The organism is Alloprevotella sp. Lung230 (genome assembly GCF_014385435.1).
Lineage (GTDB): Bacteria > Bacteroidota > Bacteroidia > Bacteroidales > Bacteroidaceae > Alloprevotella.
This window is the reverse complement of record NZ_JACSUD010000017.1, coordinates 28434-47082: the sequence shown is the minus strand read 5'-3', so window position 1 is coordinate 47082 and position 18649 is coordinate 28434. Positions and strand designations below refer to the sequence as shown.

The window sequence follows — 18649 nt, the reverse complement described above, 5'->3', positions numbered from 1 at the left end:
TGTCTTGTCACATGTAGCGATGCAGCTTGTAGTAGTATCAGTACTTTTCTTCATCTTCACGTCCGTAGAGCTCATATTAACGGAGCATTTCAGATCTAAAGACTCCTCCTACTTCATAGGTGTCAATTTAGGTTTTTCCCTCTTTCGTCTATTGCTGACACTGGGTATTTTACTTTATCTCAAAACACATAATGATGTGGACTTCACGATAGCATTTGCCAATGTTCTCAGCTTCTACTTCATTACCTTGCTTTTCTCTACATGGTGTCGACAAAGAGACCATAAAAAAGATTTATCCAAATGAAACATCGTCTCAGACTTTCTCTCAACTGCTATCTATTCGTCCTACTTATGGGATTGTTTTTAGGGAGTGGTCTGCCTTCTTTTGCGGTGTCTGGACACCAAAAAGAGAAAGAGATTAATGTATCTGAGTTCGTACTCGAGCATTTGGCTGACTCTTATGATTGGCACATCACTACATGGAATGGTCATCATGTTTCAATCCCCCTACCCATTATCGTCAAGGGCAAAGAAAGTGGATGGCATCTATTTAGCAGTGCACACCTCCATAAAGCAGCAGAGCAAAATAAGGATTATAAAGGTTTTTTCCTTAATCCGGAGCACCACAATAAGATCTATGAGCGTCTACCCGATGGGACTATCGAACGCCCCTGGGATTTGTCCATTACCAAAGATGTACTTGAAATTTGGCTCGTAGTTTTTATCTTATGTGGAGTTTTTCTCTATTGTGCACATTGGTATAAGAAGCGCGATGCTCAAAGCGACGCCCCCAAAGGATTTGTAGGAATGATGGAAATGTTGGTCATTACCATCAACGATGATGTCATCAAATCCTCTATTGGCGAAAAGCATTATAAGCGTTACGCGCCCTATTTGCTCACTGTGTTTTTCTTCATTTTTACCAACAACTTGTTAGGTCTGATTCCCATATTTCCTGGTGGGGCTAATGTAACAGGCAATATCAACATCACCTTATTCTTAGCAATAGGTACGATGCTTTTGGTAAATCTATTTGGCAACAAGGAGTATTGGAAAGAGATTCTTTGGCCTAACGTTCCTTTGTGGCTGAAAATCCCGCCAGTTATGCCACTTATCGAGGTCTTTGGTATCTTCACAAAACCCTTTGCATTGATGATACGTCTCTTTGCAAATATGATGGCAGGACACGCAATCATCTTATCGTTCACCTTTGTCATCTTTATGACTTGGCAGATTAGTTCTACAATGGGATCTATCTTTACGGTGTTCAGTGCCTTACTTATGGTCTTTCTGAATTGCCTCGAACTCCTCGTTGCTTTTCTTCAAGCCTATGTCTTTACGCTTCTTTCCTCTGTTTTCATCGGATTGTCTCTCCCCGAGCATCACCAGGAATAGAGAACAAACAATTTTGCAAAACAATAAATCAAAATAACAATCAATCAAACACTTACAACTATGATGTTACCTCTTTTAGAAGCTACTTCTACTGGCTTTGCTCAGCTCGGAATGGCACTTGGTGCTGGTCTTGCAACAATTGGCGCTGGTCTTGGCATTGGCAAAATTGGTAGTTCTGCAATGGACGCAATTGCACGTCAACCAGAAGCCTCCAACAAAATTATGACCAACATGATTATCGTAGCAGCTTTGGTAGAAGGTGTTGCCCTCTTTGCTGTAGCTGCTTGTGCCTTCCTCATCAAATAAGCCTAATACGACTCAACTCACAAACATCCAAATATGGAGTCATTGAACTTGCCTTCAATTCTCACTCCCGACTTCGGGCTATTATTTTGGATGCTCGTGGCTTTCATTATTGTTCTCATCATCCTCTCTAAATTCGGTTTTCCGGCTATTACAAATATGGTCGAGCAGCGAAAGAATTTTATTGATGAAAGCTTAAAGAATGCTCGAGTAGCCAATGAAAAATTAGCCGGTATACAGTCGGAGAGCGAAAGAGTCCTCCGAGAAGCTCGCGAGAAACAAGCAGAGATTTTGAAGGAGGCTGTGGCAACTCGTGAAGCAATTGTCAAGGAAGCGAAATCAAAGGCTGAAACAGAAGGTGCTAAAATCCTTGAAGAAGCAAAAGCTCAAATTCAAGTGGAAAAGGCAAATGCCTTGCAAGATATACGCTCACAAGTCGCCGATTTGTCGATTCAGATTGCCGAGAAGATTGTACGTCAGAAAATTGAAAAAGACAATGCACAAGAATCTTTCATCAATGGCATTCTTGACGATGTAGAAAAGAAGTAGAAAATAGTATCACCCCTGTAAATAGGCACAATGGATATAGGTATCGTAGCATCAAGATATGCCAAAGCGCTACTCCGATTTGCTTCAGACAATCAGGAGGAGACACAAGTATACGCAGAGATGCAACAGCTTGATCAGAACTTTCGAGGAGCGCATCAAATGAAATCCATACTTAACAGTCCTGTCCTCTCTGAACCACAGAAAATAGACCTCCTTTGTGCAGCTGCTACAGCCAAAGGAGCACATCGCGTTTCGCAAAGTACCGCCCGTTTTATCGAATTGGTGGTCAACAAAAAACGTGCAGATTTATTTCATTTCATAGCTACCGCGTTTCAACATCGTTATGAAATGAAGAATCATATGATTAGTGCTCATTTAACAGTGGCCTCCCCTATTTCTTCGGACATTCAACGACGTATGCAAACATTGCTGACAAAACGTACAAATAGCGATGTGCACATCAACGTAAAAATAAATCCTGCTTTACAAGCTGGATTTATTCTCGAATACAAAGACTATCGTATGGATGCAAGTTTGCGTGGACAGTTTGAGCACCTACGCCGTAAATTGAAGTAACCCCTCCAACAAAGTAAGAAACAATTATGCCTAATAATATCAAGCCTGGCGAAATTTCAGAAGTGCTGTTACAGCAACTGAAAGATTTAGCGACCGACGTGAAATTTGAAGAAGTAGGTGTCGTCCTCTCTGTCGGTGATGGTGTGGCACGCATCTATGGTCTAACCCAAGTGACCGAAAATGAGCTGCTCGAATTCGAAAATGGTATAATGGCCGTTGCCATGAACCTCGAAGAGGATAATGTTGGCGCTGTGCTTCTGGGCTCTTCCGAAGGCATTAAAGAAGGACAGAGTGTCAAGCGTACAGGTCGCGTAGCATCTATTATGGTCAACGAAGACATGTTGGGACGTGTCATCAACCCACTTGGACAGCCCTTAGATGGGGCTGGGGAAATTACGGGTGATAAATTTCTAATGCCTCTCGACCGTAAAGCTCCCGGTGTAATTTATCGACAGCCCGTTACCCAATCGTTGGCAACAGGTCTTAAAAGCGTAGACTCCATGATTCCCATTGGGCGTGGACAGCGCGAATTAATCATTGGCGACCGCCAAACGGGGAAAACAGCCATTGCCATTGACACGATTATCAACCAACGTCAATGTTACGAAGCTGGTGATCCTGTGTACTGCATCTATGTCGCAATTGGACAAAAGGCCTCTACCGTGGCTAACATAGTCAATACGCTCAAGGAGAAAGGAGCAATGGACTACACCATTATCGTTTCAGCTACCGCCTCTGAAAGTGCTGCTCTTCAGTACTATGCACCAATGGCTGGAGCTGCAATTGGTGAGTTCTTTCGCGATCGTGGTAAGCACGCCTTGGTCGTTTATGACGATCTCTCCAAACAAGCAGTAGCCTATCGTGAAGTATCGCTCATCTTGCGTCGCCCTTCTGGGCGCGAGGCCTATCCTGGTGATGTTTTCTATCTACATTCCCGCCTCTTGGAGCGTGCTGCAAAAATCAACAACCAGCAAGAGGTGGCCGAACAAATGAATGACTTGCCGGAATCTCTCAAAGGACAAGTGAAAGGAGGAGGTTCGCTTACCGCACTTCCTATCATTGAAACGCAAGCGGGAGACGTATCTGCTTACATTCCGACCAATGTCATTTCAATTACTGATGGTCAAATTTATTTGGATACGAATCTCTTCAACCAAGGATTTCGTCCTGCTATTGATGTGGGTATCTCGGTGTCTCGTGTAGGTGGTTCTGCACAAATTAAATCCATGAAGAAAGTGGCGGGTACACTCAAAATCGATCAAGCCCAATATCGTGAGTTGGAGGCTTTTGCTAAATTCTCCAGCGATATGGATGCCGTCACTTCCATGACAATCGACCGTGGACGCAAAAACAATCAATTGCTCATTCAAGCACAGTATAGCCCGATGCCCGTAGGAGAGCAAGTTGCAATCCTCTATTGTGGAACAAAAGGACTATTGGCAGATGTTCCTCTCGAAAAGGTCAGAGAATTTCAAGAACAATTTCTCAATGTTCTACGGGCCACATATGTCGACAATGTGTTGCGCCCTCTTACAGAAGGGAAACTTACAGACGAGGTCGAGCAGTTACTCAAGAAGGTAGCAGCAGAGCTCGTGAGTCAATACAAATAATTTTGCCAATCCTCCAACCATTCATTGCAAGAACCTCTTTGAAGGTCTTGCAATGGATAAGTAGGTGCCCAAAATTAAATGTAGCTATCTTAATTGTAGACTGTTCTCTACTTTGACACTATCTTTGTCTCCCTTTTCCGTCAGTTCGCCTTTCTTCATCAGTCGTGTAGCCCGCTACACTACTTCTTCGCAAAGACGAACTGACGGAAAATAGAAACAAATATAGTATCAATTGATTCAGAACATCTACTTATGCTAAATAACTATGGCCTCACTCAAAGAAGTTAAAACTCGAATAGCCTCTGTCAATAGCACACGCAAGATTACCAGTGCTATGAAAATGGTGGCCAGTTCTAAGCTCCATCATGCTCAGCAAGCCATTGAGCAAATGCGCCCTTACGAAAGTAAAGTCAACGAAATGATGTCTACTTTTGTAGGGACTCTTGAGGGGGATATTTCTTCTCCTTATGCACTGTGTCGTCCTATACAGAGAGTGGCTCTGATTGTTTTCTCCTCCAATAGCAGTCTGTGTGGTGGGTTCAATGGAAATGTTATTAAGCAACTGCGTCATACGATTGAAGATTATCGTTCACAAGGTGTAGAAATTAAGTATCTCTATCCTATTGGACGAAAGATTACAGAAGCGGTTCAGAAAATGGGATTTCCTGTCGGCACGGACCGCTCGCATCTTTTAGACCATCCTCAATATGCTCCAATCACAGAGTTTGCCTCTGAAATTATGGAATTGTTTCTAAAGAGGGAAATAGATCGAGTGGAGATGATTTACCACCATTTCAAAAGTGCGGGGACTCAAGTACTCGTTACGGAGCAATTTTTGCCCATCAGTTTCGCCGGTTCATCCTCAACAGCAAGCACAACCAACTTCATTATAGAGCCTTCACCGTGTGTACTCATAGAGAAACTCATTCCTCAAGCTTTGCATCTCAAGTTGTTTTCGGCAATGCTTGATAGTTTGGCTTCGGAACATGCAGCACGCGTCATTGCGATGCAGGTGGCCACAGACAATGCAGATGATTTACTGCGCGATTTGACTTTACAATATAATAAGACACGCCAACAAGCTATTACCGCAGAACTTCTCGACATTGTTGGTGGGTCGATGCAATAATCAGCAGAAGAGGTCTTGTAGAAGAGAAGTTGTAGACATTCCAACGCACCTCTCACCTTGTTTGCCGTTGTTCTTCTGCCGTTATGGATCAGTACATCACTCTATTCTTCAATGGGAGTCATTCACTTTATATGGATGGAGTAGCTTGGAACGCCACCCAAACTTGGGTTTGGATTCCACTATTCCTTATCATCCTCTACACTTTGTTTCGCGAACATGATTTGCGTCACTTTTTCTTCTTACTTGCTCTATTACTGCTCTCCGTAGTGATTGCCGATCAAGTGGCCTCCTCCATTTTCAAACCTTGGATTGCGAGATGGCGTCCCACTCACAATCCACAGATAGCCCAATGGGTTGATATCGTAAATGGGTATCGCGGTGGACTCTATGGTTTCTTTTCTTCTCATGCTGCCAACACAGCCACATTAGCGACCGCTTTATCTTTGCTTTTCCAAAATCGCCGAACTTCTCTCTCTCTCTCTTCTTGGGTATTACTCAATTGTTGGACTCGTATCTACTTAGGTGTACACTACTTTGGTGATTTACTGGTCGGCCTTTTGTTGGGTATATTGCTTGGCGGTTTAGCTTATCGTTGCTATCGGGTAGTTTTTTGCAATTCCTACCAACACCACTACTACCCTCCTCTGCAAAACAACATCACAACGATTTATTTGCTGACGCTTATCTTCTTGTCCATTCCATGGCGTCTTTGCTTTTAAACACAAAAACATAGAATTTTATCATTAAGGAACTACGTTATCACATTAGTTCATTGTCTCAACATTTAATTTCGAAATATGGATTTTCACGCACATGCAATTTTGGATATGATGGAAGGCAACAATTATACCGATGCCACACTCTTGGAAGCCATCACACAGAAATTTGGAGAAGATGCCACCTTCCACACGTGCAGCGCTGAGGGAATGTCTCCGCAAGCGATTATTGATTTCCTCAAAAACAAAGGTAAGTTTTTAGAAACCACGACGGGATACACCGTGAATAGTGCCAATCGTTGTGGACATCATCATTAACATTTCCCCTCAGAAACGAGCATTTCTCATTGAACTAAATGCCGTTTCGGAGGGGATTACGTTTTTTGATAGAGGGGGACATTTCTAAGGTAGCAAGATACCTCTAAAGTCAAAAATAATTACTACTTTTGCACTATCAATCTCAACCGACCTCATAATGGAACAGCTGAAACACGAATGCGGCATCGCAATGGTGCGACTTCTCAAGCCGATGGCTTACTACCAACAACGCTACGGAACATGGATGTATGGGCTTAACAAGCTCTATCTGATGATGGAAAAACAACACAATCGTGGTCAGGAGGGTGCTGGATTGGCAGCCTTGAAGCTGGGAGCTGAACCTGGTGAGGAATACTTTTTCCGTGAGCGTGCGATGGGTAATACAGCCATTCAAGAAGTTTTTTCCGCTGTTCACAATAAGTTAACCAACTTTTCGCCAACCGAACTTGCTGACGTTGATTTCGCCAGCAAGAACATTCCCTTTGTGGGAGAAATCTATATGGGCCACCTCCGATATTCCACTACCGGCAAGCGTGGCCTTTCCTATGTCCATCCTTTCTTACGCCGTAACAATTGGCGGGCAAAAAATCTCTGTATTTGTGCCAATTTCAATATGACCAATGTGCAAGAGATTTTCGATAGTATCGCAGTCAAAGGCCAACATCCTCGTATGCTAAGCGATACTTATCTGCTACTTGAGCAACTTGGTCATCGTCTTGATCGCGAAGCTGAACGTCGATTTGCAGAAGCAGAGCAAAATGGACTGCAAGATCGCGATATTACCCAATATATAGAAGCCCATATAGATGTCGCTAATATCTTGCGAGAAGCCGCTCCGATTTGGGAGGGAGGGTATTGCATTTGTGGCATCACGGGAAGTGGGGAAACTTTCACATTGCGTGATCCTTGGGGTATTCGTCCGGCATTCTGGTATAAGAATGACGAAGTCTTTGCAGTTGCCAGTGAGCGTCCTGTGCTTCAAACCACCTTTGATTTGGAAAGCGATGAGATTAAAGAACTTCAACCAGGAGAAGCACTCATCACCAGCCATACGGGCGAATTGCGCGTTGTACAAATCCTTCCCCCTCAACAGCGTCAATCTTGCTCTTTCGAACGCGTGTACTTCAGTAGAGGTTCTGATTGTGACATTTATCGCGAACGTAAGGAGATGGGGCGTCAGTTAGTGCCCGACATTCTGAAAGTCATCAATCACGAGGTAGAAGACACTGTATTTTCCTACATACCGAATACTGCAGAAGCTGCGTATTATGGAATGGTACAAGGGTTTGACGATTATCTCAACCAAAAGAAGACAAAAGAGATCGTAGCTCTCACAACGTCTTATCAAGGAAGAGAAGAAGAGATAAATGCTCGAATTGCAGAAATTCTCTCTCATCGCATCCGTACAGAAAAGGTGGCTTGGAAAGATATCAAAATGCGCACATTCATTGCAGAGGGCAACTCTCGCAACGATCTTGCGGCTCATGTCTATGACATCACTTATGGAAGTCTGAGAGCAGGGCAAGACAATCTGGTGATTATCGATGATAGCATTGTGCGTGGCACGACCTTACGCGAAAGCATCCTTCGCATTATGAACCGCCTACATCCTAAGCGCATCGTGATTGTCAGCAGTTCTCCACAAGTACGTTACCCCGACTACTATGGTATTGATATGGCCAATATGGACGAGTTTATCGCTTTCCGTGCTGCCATTGCTTTACATGAAGAGCGCGGAACGCGCGCACTCCTCAACGATATCTATCGTCGCTGCAAGGCACAAGAACATCTACCGAAAGAAGAGATTGTCAACTACGTCACAGAACTTTATGCACCTTTCTCTGTCGATGAAATCAATCAGAAAATGGTAGAGTTGCTTCGTCCGGAAGGTGTCACCACCGAAATACATTTGGTCTACCTCAGCTTAGAAGGGCTTCATCGCGCCTGCCCCACATCATCTGGTGACTGGTACTTCAGTGGACACTACCCCACTCCGGGTGGAAATAAGTGCGTAAATGATGCCTTCATCCGTTATATGGAACAACAATAAGCCTTTCCGAACATTCAATATCACAATCATGCGAAAAGTAACTCTCTTACTCAGCGATGGTACTCGTTTTCACGGCACCAGCTTCGGCTACGAAAGTCCCATTGCAGGGGAAGTCGTTTTCAACACGGCCATGACAGGCTATCCAGAAAGTCTCACCGACCCCTCCTATGCCGGGCAGTTGATGGCACTCACCTATCCCCTCGTAGGCAATTATGGCGTACCAACTTTTACGATGGAAGACAATGGACTTGCCACCTTTATGGAAAGCGACAAAATTTATGCTCGTGCCATTATCGTCAGCGATTACAGCGAAAACTACTCCCATTGGAATGCCAAAGAAAGTTTGTCCGAATGGCTCAAACGTGAGAAAGTACCCGGAATCACAGGAATTGACACGCGCCAACTCACCAAGGTGCTTCGTGAGCATGGTGTGATGATGGGCAAGATTCTTTTTGATGATGAGCCGAATAATATACCGGAAGCCAAATATGAAGGTGTGAATTTTGTAGCAGAGGTCAGTTGTAAAGAAGTGATTCGTTACTCCCCTACACATGGCCAAGCAGCCCCTAAAAAGGTGGTATTGGTCGATTGTGGAGTCAAGCACAACATCATCCGTTGCTTAATCAATCGCGGTGTGGAAGTCATCCGTGTACCTTGGGACTATGATTTCAACACGCTCGAGTTCGATGGTTTGTTCTTAGCCAATGGCCCCGGTGACCCTGACACCTGCGTCAAGACCGTGGAACATATTCGCACTTTTCTCGCCAATCCCAAGGTACGTCCTTGCATGGGCATCTGCATGGGCAACCAATTGCTTTCCAAAGCGGCCGGAGCAACCATCTACAAACTTAAATACGGACATCGGTCTCACAACCAACCAGTGCGTATGATGGGGACTAATCGCTGCTTCATCACTTCTCAAAATCATGGGTATGCCGTGAACACCGACACGCTCGCAGAAGGATGGGAACCTTATTTCGTCAATATGAACGATGGCTCTAATGAGGGCATCCGTCACAAGACCCACCCTTGGTTTTCTGCTCAGTTCCACCCCGAAGCCTGCAGTGGTCCGGTGGACACAGAATTTCTTTTCGATGATTTCGTAAACCTCCTCAAATAAGCAACGACTATTATGATTGACCCCAACATTAAGAAAGTGCTCCTGCTCGGCTCCGGAGCACTCAAAATTGGTGAAGCCGGTGAGTTCGACTATTCCGGCAGTCAGGCACTCAAAGCCTTGAAAGAGGAAGGGATCGAAACCATTCTCATCAATCCCAACATCGCCACAGTTCAGACTTCAGAAGGAGTGGCCGACAAGATTTACTTTCTCCCCGTCACCCCATATTTCATTGAACGTGTCATCGAAAAGGAACGTCCTCAAGGTATTATGCTCGCCTTTGGGGGGCAGACGGCGCTCAACTGTGGGGTCGAACTCTATCGCAGCGGTGCGCTGGAACGCTACAACCTCACCGTCCTCGGCACACCGGTACAAGCCATTATGGACACGGAAGACCGCGAGCTGTTTGTCAAGAAGTTGGATGAAATCGGCGTCAAGACCATCAAGAGCGAGGCGGTGGAAAACATCGAGGACGCACGTCGGGCGGCCAAAACCCTGGGCTATCCCGTCATCATCCGCGCGGCCTACGCGCTTGGCGGTCTCGGCTCCGGATTTTGCGACAACGAGGAAGAGCTCAACCACTTGGCCGAAAAAGCCTTCTCCTTCTCTCCCCAAGTCCTCGTTGAGAAGAGTTTGAAGGGCTGGAAAGAGGTGGAATACGAAGTGGTGCGCGACCGTTTCGACAACTGCATCACCGTGTGCAACATGGAAAACTTTGACCCACTCGGCATCCACACCGGTGAATCGATTGTCATCGCCCCTTCCCAAACCCTCACCAACAGTGAATATCACAAACTGCGTGAGCTGGCCATCCGCATCGTGCGCCATGTCGGCATCGTGGGCGAGTGCAACGTGCAATATGCTTTCGACCCCGAGAGCGAGGACTATCGCGTCATCGAGGTCAACGCACGTTTGAGCCGAAGTTCGGCCTTGGCTTCCAAAGCGACGGGCTATCCCCTCGCATTTGTGGCGGCAAAGCTGGGTTTGGGCTACGGGCTCTTCGACTTGAAGAACTCTGTGACCAAGACGACTTCCGCCTTCTTCGAACCGGCACTCGACTATGTGGTTTGCAAAATCCCACGCTGGGACTTGGGCAAGTTCCGCGGAGTCGACCGCGAATTGGGTAGTTCGATGAAATCCGTGGGCGAAGTGATGGCCATCGGGCGCACTTTTGAAGAGGCCGTTCAGAAGGGACTGCGCATGATTGGACAAGGCATGCACGGCTTTGTGGGCAACAAGGAGCTGAAAATCGACGACATCGAAGCCTCCCTCAAAGCGCCTACCGACAAGCGCATCTTCATCATCGAAAAGGCTTTCTTCGCCGGATACACCGTCAACCAAATCCACGAATTGACCAAAATCGACCGCTGGTTCTTGGACAAGCTGCTTAACATCTACCGGACTAACGCGGCACTCAAAAAGTGTGGAAACATCAATGTGCTCGACAGCGAACTGTTGCGCAAGGCCAAGCAACAGGGCTTCACCGACTTCCAGGTGGCCCGTGCCCTGGGTATGGAGAAGGAGATGGAGATGGAAAAGGCCCAACTCCTGGTGCGCGAAGTGCGCAAACGTGCCGGCATCGTGCCCTATGTGAAGCAGATCGACACCCTCGCGGCCGAATATCCGGCGCAGACCAACTACCTCTACCTCACCTACAACGGCGTTGCCCACGACATTGCTTTCGAAAACGACAAGCGCTCCGTTGTGGTGCTCGGTTCGGGTGCCTATCGCATCGGCTCGTCCGTGGAGTTCGACTGGTGCGGTGTGCAAGCCCTCAACACCATCCGCCGAGAAGGCTACCGCTCGGTGATGATCAACTACAATCCCGAGACCGTGTCGACCGACTACGACATGTGCGACCGCCTTTACTTCGACGAACTCACTTTCGAACGCGTGCTCGACATCCTCGACCTTGAGCTTCCTTATGGTGTCGTGGTGAGCACCGGCGGACAAATTCCCAACAATCTCGCCCTGCGCCTCGATGAGCAACGCGTGTCCATCCTCGGAACACAAGCCAAGTACATCGACAACGCCGAAGACCGCGAGAAGTTCTCCGCCATGCTCGGCCGCATCGGAGTGGACCAGCCGGCGTGGAGCGCCCTCACCTCGATGGACGACATCAACGCCTTCATCGGAGAGGTGGGCTTCCCTGTCCTCGTGCGTCCCAGCTACGTTCTGTCCGGCGCCGCGATGAACGTCTGCCACAACCAGGAAGACCTTGAGCGCTTCCTCACGATGGCCGCCAACGTGAGTAAAAAGCACCCCGTGGTGGTGTCGCAATTCCTCCAACATGCCAAGGAGGTCGAGATGGACGCCGTGGCCAAAGACGGCGAAATCATCGCCTACGCCATCTCCGAGCACGTGGAATTTGCCGGCGTACACTCCGGCGATGCCACCATCCAGTTCCCCCCGCAGAAACTCTATGTCGAAACGGCGCGCCGCATCAAGAAGATTTCCAAGCAGATTGCCAAAGAGCTCAACATCTCCGGCCCCTTCAACATCCAATTCCTCGCTCGGGAGAACGACATCAAGGTCATCGAGTGCAACCTCCGCGCCTCCCGCTCCTTCCCCTTTGTGAGCAAGGTGTTGAAGATCAATCTCATCGAACTGGCCACGCGCATCATGCTCGGCCTGCCCGTGGAGAAACCTTCCAAGTCGCTCTTCGACCTCGACTATGTGGGCATCAAAGCCTCGCAGTTCTCCTTCAACCGCCTTCAAAAGGCCGACCCCGTCCTGGGCGTCGACATGGCATCGACCGGCGAAGTGGGCTGTTTGGGCGAAAATGCCAATTCGGCGCTCCTCAAAAGTCTGCTCTCCGTGGGGCTGCGCATCCCCAAGAAGAACATCCTCCTCTCCACCGGAAGCGGCAAAAACAAGGCCGACATGCTCGAAGCCGCCCGCCGGCTCCACCAACACGGCTTCCGCCTCTACGCCACCGCCGGCACCAACAGCTATCTGTCCGACAACGACATCCCCTCTCAGCGCGTGCTCTGGCCCAGCGAAGTCGAAGCCCTCAAGCCCGGCAGTCCGGAGGCTGCACTGCCCCACGCCCTCGATCTGCTCCACAGCAAGGAAATCGACATGGTGGTCAACATCCACAAGAATTTCTCCACCGGCGAACTGACCAACGGCTACAAGATACGCCGCGCGGCCATCGACCTCAACATCCCGCTCCTCACCAACGCGCGCCTGGCCTCGGCCTTCATCTACGCCTTCACCACCACGCGTCTGGAAGATCTCGAAATCAAGAGCTGGCAGGAGTTCTAATTCCTCCCCGCCTTTTCGCGCTGCACCGCAATGCCTGCTTCGTCGGGCGTTGCGGTGCTTTCTTATGCCACCCTCCTACGCGCCCGACTTCCCGCCCCGCTTTTCGTCGGAAAAAGGGGGCTTCCCAGCGTGAAACAATCCGAATTATTGCTGTCCGGCAAACTTCAAAACGGCAATATAATTGAATATTAGGCTTAAGGGTCAAACTCTCTTATAAGACAATTCAAATTCTCTTATAAGACAAATTTCGGCTTAATGACCCCAATTGGGTTTAAGGTCACCTCCTTTTTACTCAGATTATAGTCCACAATAAATCTTCGACCTTGTTTTAGGCCGAAGATTTATTGTTTCACGCCATTGGAAGCCTCTAAGTGCAAGACGGTGGCCTGCGGTTCTTGAGAATGATGATGAGGACGGCAGCAAGGATGACCGCAATACCCAGCAGAATAGTGAGCGTGAGACTTTCGCCCAGCAGGCAGGCTCCGACGAGGATGGCCGTGACCGGCTCAAGCGCGCCAAGTACGGAAGCCATGGTGGGTCCGACCAAGTGGGTGGCGTAGATGAGGGAAAGGTTGGTGACCACGGTGCAAATCAGTGCCAAGCCGGCAAGGTGCATCCAACCTTGTGCGTTGGGCAGGAGGGTGTAGCGTTGAGATAAGTCGAAGTCGGCTTGCTCGTAGGACACAAAGGCAGCAAATATGATGGCACCGAGGGCCATGACGTAGAAGGTGAGTTTGACCACGTTGATGGTCGACACGCGGGAGTGGTTGACCCGTATCAGATAGAAAGCGAAGCAGAGCGCCGAAATGAGTTCCAAGACAATACCGATGGGAGCTACCGCACCACTATCGGACCACGAAAGCAGCCCTACGCCCAGCACTGCCATCCCCACAGCGAGAAAGGTCGAGATGCGCCGACGCTCGTGGAAGAAGGTTATCATCAGGAGGGCCGTCATGACGGGATACATAAAGTGGATGGTGGTGGCCACTCCGCTGTTCATATAAGGGTAGCCGGCGATGAGGAAGAGGGCTGCCCCATCGCTCAGAAAGGCCAAGAAGGTGAGGCGTACAAACTCCGGATAGCTGATGCGAAAGGAGATGCGGCGCATCAGCATCACACCGGCCACGACAAGAGCTGCAAGGCCGAAGCGATAGAACAAGATGGTGGAAGAAGACATCGGCAAACTGCCGGCTTCGGGAGTTTGCAGCGGTTTGGTGAGCAAGGGGATGAACCCATAGCATACGGCGGCAAGAAGACCAAGTGCAGCGCCGAGTGTTCCTTTGTTTTGCATGGATATAGAAAAGGTGGGTGATTAGGTAGGATTGTCGTTGCTGTCAGTCCACGGATTAAGCTTCCCGCAAGAAGTCGAGGGCGTCCTCGATGAGAGTGCGGTCGGCAGTTTGGTCGATGAGGATTTCGCCCACATCGGACAAGAGGGTGAATCGGATGCTGCCGGCCACATTCTTCTTGTCGTGAAGCATGAGGGCGTGAAGGCGGTCGTAGTCATCGCAAGTGATGGCAGGACGGCCGTAGGTGCGGAGAATGAAACGCGTGGTCGAGTGGAGCACATCGGTGGGAAGTCCCGCCTGTGCAGCGCTCATAAAGAGTTCGCACACCAATCCCCAAGCCACAGCATAGCCGTGGAGTACGGGACGTTGGGTCTCAATGAGGAAACTCTCCAAGGCGTGCCCCACGGTGTGGCCAAGGTTGAGCGCCTTTCGGATGCCTTTCTCATGCGGATCTTGCTCCACAATGTGTTGCTTACAAACGATGCTCTCACGCACCAGTCCTTGCAGAATGTCAAAATCAGGAGCAGAGAGATCGAAACGCAGATGCCGCGCCCAGCAGTCTGTGCCGGTGAGAAGGGCGTGCTTGAGCATTTCGGCATAACCTGAACGGAGGTTTTCGTCATCAAGTGTGCGTAGGAGTTCGGTGCAGACAACCACGGTTTGTGCATCGGCAAAGCAGCCTACCTCGTTCTTCAGCCCACCGAAGTTGATACCGGTCTTGCCCCCCACAGCCGCATCGACCATGGCCAAGAGGGTCGTTGGGATGTTGATGAAGCGAATGCCACGCTTGAACGTAGCGGCAGCAAATCCTCCCAAGTCGGTGACCATGCCCCCCCCCAGATTGATGAGCAGCGAGTGGCGTGTGGCTTCTGCACGTTGCAGTCCTTCCCAGACTTGTGAAAGCGTGTCGAGCGTTTTGTGCGTATCGGTGGGCGGAATGACGATGTCGTAGGCCGTTGCTGCGCTGTTACCCAGCAGGCTGCGGCAGTGTTGGTAGGTGGTCTGGTCGGTAAGCACCGCGATGCGGTCCGGCACGGGTGCTTCTGCCAGAAGAGTGGGCAGCAACTCTGAGAGTGCACTGGGGTAGAGAATTTGTTGCATGGCTGCGAAAGGCAAAATCTAAGTAGGGGTTCGTAGTTAATTTGATAGTTACGTTTAATTTTGAACACTTACTTAAGGTGAGGAAAAGAGTTAGACCCCGGCTTCAAAGGCTTCGAAAGCTTGACGATATTGTTCGGGAACTTCGGCCGTTTCTTGGGTGTGCAGGTTGATACACACCATCACGGTTTCGCCTTTGCAAACGATGCGTCCTGTCTTCTGATTGCGCGCCTGCTGCATGAGGGTAAAACTCTTAGTGCCGATGTGGCTGACGCGGGTTTCGACTATAATGTCATCACCATAGTGGATGGGTTCAATAAAATCGAAAGAGATGTGTGCCACGATGAATACAACATCTTGCAAGCGGAAGTCGCATTGCAGCACATCGGCAAAATAACTTTCTTTGCCCAAGTCATAGTAGGAGGCATAGACGTTGTTGTTGACGTGGTTGTAGGCATCCAAGTCATTAAATCGGATTTGAATGGGTGTCTTATGGCGAAAAGTTTCAGTCATTGTCGTAGTGTTTTTGGTGAAGGTGAATGAGTGGTTGTTCAGCAATGAAGCGTGTTTATCGCAGCCCGAAGTCGCGCCCTACGGTTGCACAGCGATGGCGGTCGGGACGAAGTTCCATCGTGTCGTCATCCAGTGCACAGAGATCGCGCAGGGCGTAGATGCCGTGTTCTTCATCGGTGAGGTGAGGACCGACAGCGGCAAAAAGGTGATTGCGAGCATCAACAATGCGCACAGCCTCTTGGCAGTAGTCGGGCATCTCGCCGGCAGCACGGAGGGCCGCCTCTACGTAGGAAAGGAGGGCCGCGCTAAAATCATCGAGTTCAGAAATCCTGAGTTGAGCCATTGCGTTGAGGAGGAAAAAGTAGAACAGTTCGTCAGCGAGCCAAAATTTTGACGAAGTAGTCGAAATTCGTGTCGAGACGTGAAAGTTCGTAAGGAGCGAGTTGTAAAGAAAAAGTGCCGGGCAGGGCTTCGAGGTCGAAGTAGTCGCGAAGAATACACGCCATATTATAAGCCTGCTTGTCACCGCGACGGATGAGTTCTACCGCAAATCTGCGGATGAGGTTCGGGTCGTCATCGACTTCCTTGAGGGTACGGAACAAGAGGAAGAGAGTGGCCGGCGAACTGATGCGCAAGAGGCAGAGAGCACGTGTGACCGGTGTTTCTTGCGAAAGTAAAAAACGTTGCAGCATTTGCTCCACGGCTTCAGGAGTGGAGAGAAGAGGCAACAGGGCTTCGAGAGCCTTTCGACGGTCGATGTCGGTAGCCGTTTCGGTGGCAAAGCGCCCGAAGTCTTCGCTTTCAAAAGTCAGTGATTGCACCTTATGTCTTGCCACAGTGGCTTTGAGCAGCGTCCCCAGATAGGCGCGAGCATTATCGACATTAAGAACGAGGAAAAAATGCCAAAACTCTGCTTCATCCAACTGCTCCCAACATTTGGCTTCGCTCATCACGATACCAGCCGCACGAAAGTCAGAGTTGCGCAAAGTCCTGAGGTAGTCGCGCAGTGCCTCGGCCTGGCGTGCAGAGACAAAGGCGGAGATTTGAGAGCGGAGATGGGCCGTAGGTCGTGGGGAGAGCATAAGCACTGTGAGAGAGAGTCGTATAGAATATCTGCCTCTAAGTAGGCAGAAGGTGGCTGCAAAGTCAAGGTGTTTTGAGTTCGAGGAGCACCACATTTTCCACGTGATGCGTTTGAGGGAACATATCGACCGGCTGCACAGCGACAACACGATATTTGGTGTCCAGCAATTGTAGGTCACGTGCCTGGGTCGCGGGATTGCAGGAGACGTAGACAATGCGCTTCGGGGCGGCATTCAAAATCACACCCACCACATCAGCGTGCATACCGGCGCGGGGAGGGTCTGTGATGATGACATCCGGCCGGCCGTGCTCATCAATGAAGGCGTCGGTCAGGATATCTTTCATATCGCCGGCATAGAACAGCGTCTTTTTGTCCAGACCATTGAGGGCTGCATTGACCTTGGCATCGGCAATCGCTTCGGGTACATATTCGATGCCCACCACAAAGCGAGCCTTTTGAGCCACGAAGTTGGCAATCGTTCCGGTACCGGTGTAGAGGTCGTAGACAAGTTCATTGCCCGTTAGGCCGGCAAAATCGCGCGTCACCTTGTAGAGTTCGTAAGCCTGCTCCGAATTGGTCTGATAGAAACTCTTCGGGCCGACTTTGAAACGCAAGCCTTCCATCTGCTCATAGATGAAGTCCGTGCCGGCATAAGTGATGACGTCAAGGTCGCCGATGGTGTCGTTGCACTTGGTGTTGTTGACGTAAAGTAGGGCCGTGATTTCGGGAAACTCTCGGTGCAGGAAGTCCATCACTTCGAGAGCTTGCTCACGCTCGCTATCGGAGGTGATGCAAAACTGCACAAGCAGCATCACTTCGCCCGTCGAGGCGGTGCGCAGCATGATGTTGCGCAGCAGACCACGATTGCCGCGCAGGTCGTAAAAGTCAAATCCACGCTCCAAGACAAAGGCGCGCAGCCCGTTGCGGATGCGGTTGTTGATGTCCTGCATAAGAAAGCACTCATCGATGTCGAGAATTTTATCGAACGCTCCTGGGATGTGAAAACCCAAGGCGTTCATTTGGTCGAATTTCTCACCGCTTTTCACCTGTTCAAGGGTGAGCCACTTCTTATTGGAAAAGCCAAACTCCAACTTGTTGCGGTATTCGCGGTCCTGACGCGACCCGAGGATGGGCCGGCACTCAGGGAGATCCACCTTGCCGATGCGTTGCAGGTGGTCCATCACCTGCTTCTGTTTGTAACGGATTTGCTCGGCATAAGGCAACACCTGCCATTTGCAACCGCCACACACACCATAATGCTTGCAGAAAGGTTGCGCACGATGGTCGCTGAGTTGGTGGAACTTCACGGCTTCGCCTTCGGCATAACTATGCTTCTTGCGGCGGAGCTGGATGTCCACGACATCGCCCGGGACGACGTAAGGTACGAATACAGCCAAGCCGTCCACCTTGGCCAGCGCTTTGCCTTCGGCGGCGATGTCGGTGATGAGGATATTTTCGAGTAAAGGAAGAGGTTTCTTTTTGCGAGCCATACTAATTAGGTCTGATTTTGAAGGCAAAGTTACGGCTTTTAGGCCGTAACTACAACAACGTATGCCCTAAATCTATCGATTTTAGTAGATGAGTTTGGCCGTTGCACGAGTTTTCTCTACCTTTGCAAGCGTAAATTTGTAGAAA

At 49.2% G+C, this 18649-nt stretch carries 17 protein-coding genes; 11 read left to right on the top strand and 6 right to left on the bottom strand.

All coding sequences use genetic code 11. From position 1 onward, the window contains the following. Positions 1 to 300 precede the first annotated feature (300 nt). From atpB to carB, 11 genes are all read left to right on the top strand, one after another. Positions 301 to 1395 (top strand): F0F1 ATP synthase subunit A, encoded by a 1095-nt coding sequence (gene atpB / locus H8527_RS08640; RefSeq protein ID WP_187547411.1) that lies wholly within the window; start codon positions 301 to 303, stop codon positions 1393 to 1395. Between the two features lie 60 nt (positions 1396 to 1455). Continuing rightward, positions 1456 to 1701: an ATP synthase F0 subunit C gene (gene atpE, locus H8527_RS08635; protein WP_187547410.1), complete on the top strand. Its 246-nt coding sequence runs from the start codon at positions 1456 to 1458 to the stop codon at positions 1699 to 1701. Between the two features lie 33 nt (positions 1702 to 1734). Further along, positions 1735 to 2247 (top strand): F0F1 ATP synthase subunit B, encoded by a 513-nt coding sequence (gene atpF, locus H8527_RS08630; RefSeq protein WP_187547408.1) that lies wholly within the window; start codon positions 1735 to 1737, stop codon positions 2245 to 2247. 30 nt (positions 2248 to 2277) lie between these two features. Continuing rightward, positions 2278 to 2823, top strand: a complete 546-nt coding sequence (locus tag H8527_RS08625) for a F0F1 ATP synthase subunit delta (RefSeq protein WP_187547406.1) — start codon at positions 2278 to 2280, stop codon at positions 2821 to 2823. A gap of 26 nt (positions 2824 to 2849) precedes the next feature. Then, positions 2850 to 4433: a F0F1 ATP synthase subunit alpha gene (gene atpA / locus H8527_RS08620; protein WP_187547404.1), complete on the top strand. Its 1584-nt coding sequence runs from the start codon at positions 2850 to 2852 to the stop codon at positions 4431 to 4433. Between the two features lie 265 nt (positions 4434 to 4698). Then, a complete protein-coding gene (locus H8527_RS08615; RefSeq protein WP_187547403.1) occupies positions 4699 to 5562 on the top strand; it encodes a F0F1 ATP synthase subunit gamma in 864 nt (287 codons plus the stop codon). An 83-nt stretch (positions 5563 to 5645) separates the two neighbouring features. Further along, on the top strand, positions 5646 to 6281 hold the full coding sequence (locus tag H8527_RS08610) for a phosphatase PAP2 family protein (RefSeq protein WP_187547401.1): 636 nt from the start codon (positions 5646 to 5648) through the stop codon (positions 6279 to 6281). Positions 6282 to 6359: 78 nt separating this feature from the next. Further along, positions 6360 to 6596, top strand: coding sequence for a YecH family metal-binding protein (locus H8527_RS08605; RefSeq protein WP_187547397.1), 237 nt, complete (start codon positions 6360 to 6362; stop codon positions 6594 to 6596). Positions 6597 to 6753: 157 nt separating this feature from the next. Continuing rightward, positions 6754 to 8646 (top strand): amidophosphoribosyltransferase, encoded by a 1893-nt coding sequence (locus tag H8527_RS08600; protein ID WP_187547395.1) that lies wholly within the window; start codon positions 6754 to 6756, stop codon positions 8644 to 8646. Positions 8647 to 8674: 28 nt separating this feature from the next. Beyond that, a complete protein-coding gene (gene carA, locus H8527_RS08595) occupies positions 8675 to 9766 on the top strand; it encodes a glutamine-hydrolyzing carbamoyl-phosphate synthase small subunit (protein WP_187547393.1) in 1092 nt (363 codons plus the stop codon). 12 nt (positions 9767 to 9778) lie between these two features. Then, positions 9779 to 13030 (top strand): carbamoyl-phosphate synthase (glutamine-hydrolyzing) large subunit, encoded by a 3252-nt coding sequence (gene carB / locus H8527_RS08590; protein WP_187547390.1) that lies wholly within the window; start codon positions 9779 to 9781, stop codon positions 13028 to 13030. Between the two features lie 367 nt (positions 13031 to 13397). On the opposite strand, the gene H8527_RS08585 is transcribed toward carB, so the two are convergent. The 6 genes from H8527_RS08585 to rlmD all read right to left on the bottom strand — a co-directional run bounded on the left by H8527_RS08585 (position 13398) and on the right by rlmD (position 18504). Beyond that, entirely contained in the window at positions 13398 to 14321 is a 924-nt protein-coding gene (locus H8527_RS08585) for a DMT family transporter (protein WP_187547388.1), read from the bottom strand. Between the two features lie 55 nt (positions 14322 to 14376). Further along, positions 14377 to 15420, bottom strand: coding sequence for a 3-dehydroquinate synthase (aroB, locus tag H8527_RS08580; protein WP_187547386.1), 1044 nt, complete (start codon positions 15418 to 15420; stop codon positions 14377 to 14379). 90 nt (positions 15421 to 15510) lie between these two features. Next, positions 15511 to 15930, bottom strand: coding sequence for a thioesterase family protein (locus H8527_RS08575; RefSeq protein ID WP_037983449.1), 420 nt, complete (start codon positions 15928 to 15930; stop codon positions 15511 to 15513). Between the two features lie 55 nt (positions 15931 to 15985). Further along, the gene (locus H8527_RS08570; RefSeq protein WP_187547384.1) at positions 15986 to 16273 is read right to left on the bottom strand and encodes a hypothetical protein; all 288 of its coding nucleotides are present in this window, start codon (positions 16271 to 16273) and stop codon (positions 15986 to 15988) included. Positions 16274 to 16304: 31 nt separating this feature from the next. After that, complete coding sequence (locus H8527_RS08565; protein WP_187547383.1) at positions 16305 to 17012, bottom strand: hypothetical protein; 708 nt, start codon at positions 17010 to 17012, stop codon at positions 16305 to 16307. A 64-nt stretch (positions 17013 to 17076) separates the two neighbouring features. Continuing rightward, positions 17077 to 18504, bottom strand: coding sequence for a 23S rRNA (uracil(1939)-C(5))-methyltransferase RlmD (gene rlmD / locus H8527_RS08560; protein WP_187547381.1), 1428 nt, complete (start codon positions 18502 to 18504; stop codon positions 17077 to 17079). Positions 18505 to 18649: the final 145 nt, after the last annotated feature.

Coding starts and splice junctions, on each gene's coding strand:
- atpB (WP_187547411.1), top strand. CDS start 301: ATGAAACATCGTCTCAGACTTTCTCTCAACTGCTATCTATTCGTCCTA.
- atpE (WP_187547410.1), top strand. CDS start 1,456: ATGATGTTACCTCTTTTAGAAGCTACTTCTACTGGCTTTGCTCAGCTC.
- atpF (WP_187547408.1), top strand. CDS start 1,735: ATGGAGTCATTGAACTTGCCTTCAATTCTCACTCCCGACTTCGGGCTA.
- H8527_RS08625 (WP_187547406.1), top strand. CDS start 2,278: ATGGATATAGGTATCGTAGCATCAAGATATGCCAAAGCGCTACTCCGA.
- atpA (WP_187547404.1), top strand. CDS start 2,850: ATGCCTAATAATATCAAGCCTGGCGAAATTTCAGAAGTGCTGTTACAG.
- H8527_RS08615 (WP_187547403.1), top strand. CDS start 4,699: ATGGCCTCACTCAAAGAAGTTAAAACTCGAATAGCCTCTGTCAATAGC.
- H8527_RS08610 (WP_187547401.1), top strand. CDS start 5,646: ATGGATCAGTACATCACTCTATTCTTCAATGGGAGTCATTCACTTTAT.
- H8527_RS08605 (WP_187547397.1), top strand. CDS start 6,360: ATGGATTTTCACGCACATGCAATTTTGGATATGATGGAAGGCAACAAT.
- H8527_RS08600 (WP_187547395.1), top strand. CDS start 6,754: ATGGAACAGCTGAAACACGAATGCGGCATCGCAATGGTGCGACTTCTC.
- carA (WP_187547393.1), top strand. CDS start 8,675: ATGCGAAAAGTAACTCTCTTACTCAGCGATGGTACTCGTTTTCACGGC.
- carB (WP_187547390.1), top strand. CDS start 9,779: ATGATTGACCCCAACATTAAGAAAGTGCTCCTGCTCGGCTCCGGAGCA.
- H8527_RS08585 (WP_187547388.1), bottom strand. CDS start 14,321: ATGCAAAACAAAGGAACACTCGGCGCTGCACTTGGTCTTCTTGCCGCC.
- aroB (WP_187547386.1), bottom strand. CDS start 15,420: ATGCAACAAATTCTCTACCCCAGTGCACTCTCAGAGTTGCTGCCCACT.
- H8527_RS08575 (WP_037983449.1), bottom strand. CDS start 15,930: ATGACTGAAACTTTTCGCCATAAGACACCCATTCAAATCCGATTTAAT.
- H8527_RS08570 (WP_187547384.1), bottom strand. CDS start 16,273: ATGGCTCAACTCAGGATTTCTGAACTCGATGATTTTAGCGCGGCCCTC.
- H8527_RS08565 (WP_187547383.1), bottom strand. CDS start 17,012: ATGCTCTCCCCACGACCTACGGCCCATCTCCGCTCTCAAATCTCCGCC.
- rlmD (WP_187547381.1), bottom strand. CDS start 18,504: ATGGCTCGCAAAAAGAAACCTCTTCCTTTACTCGAAAATATCCTCATC.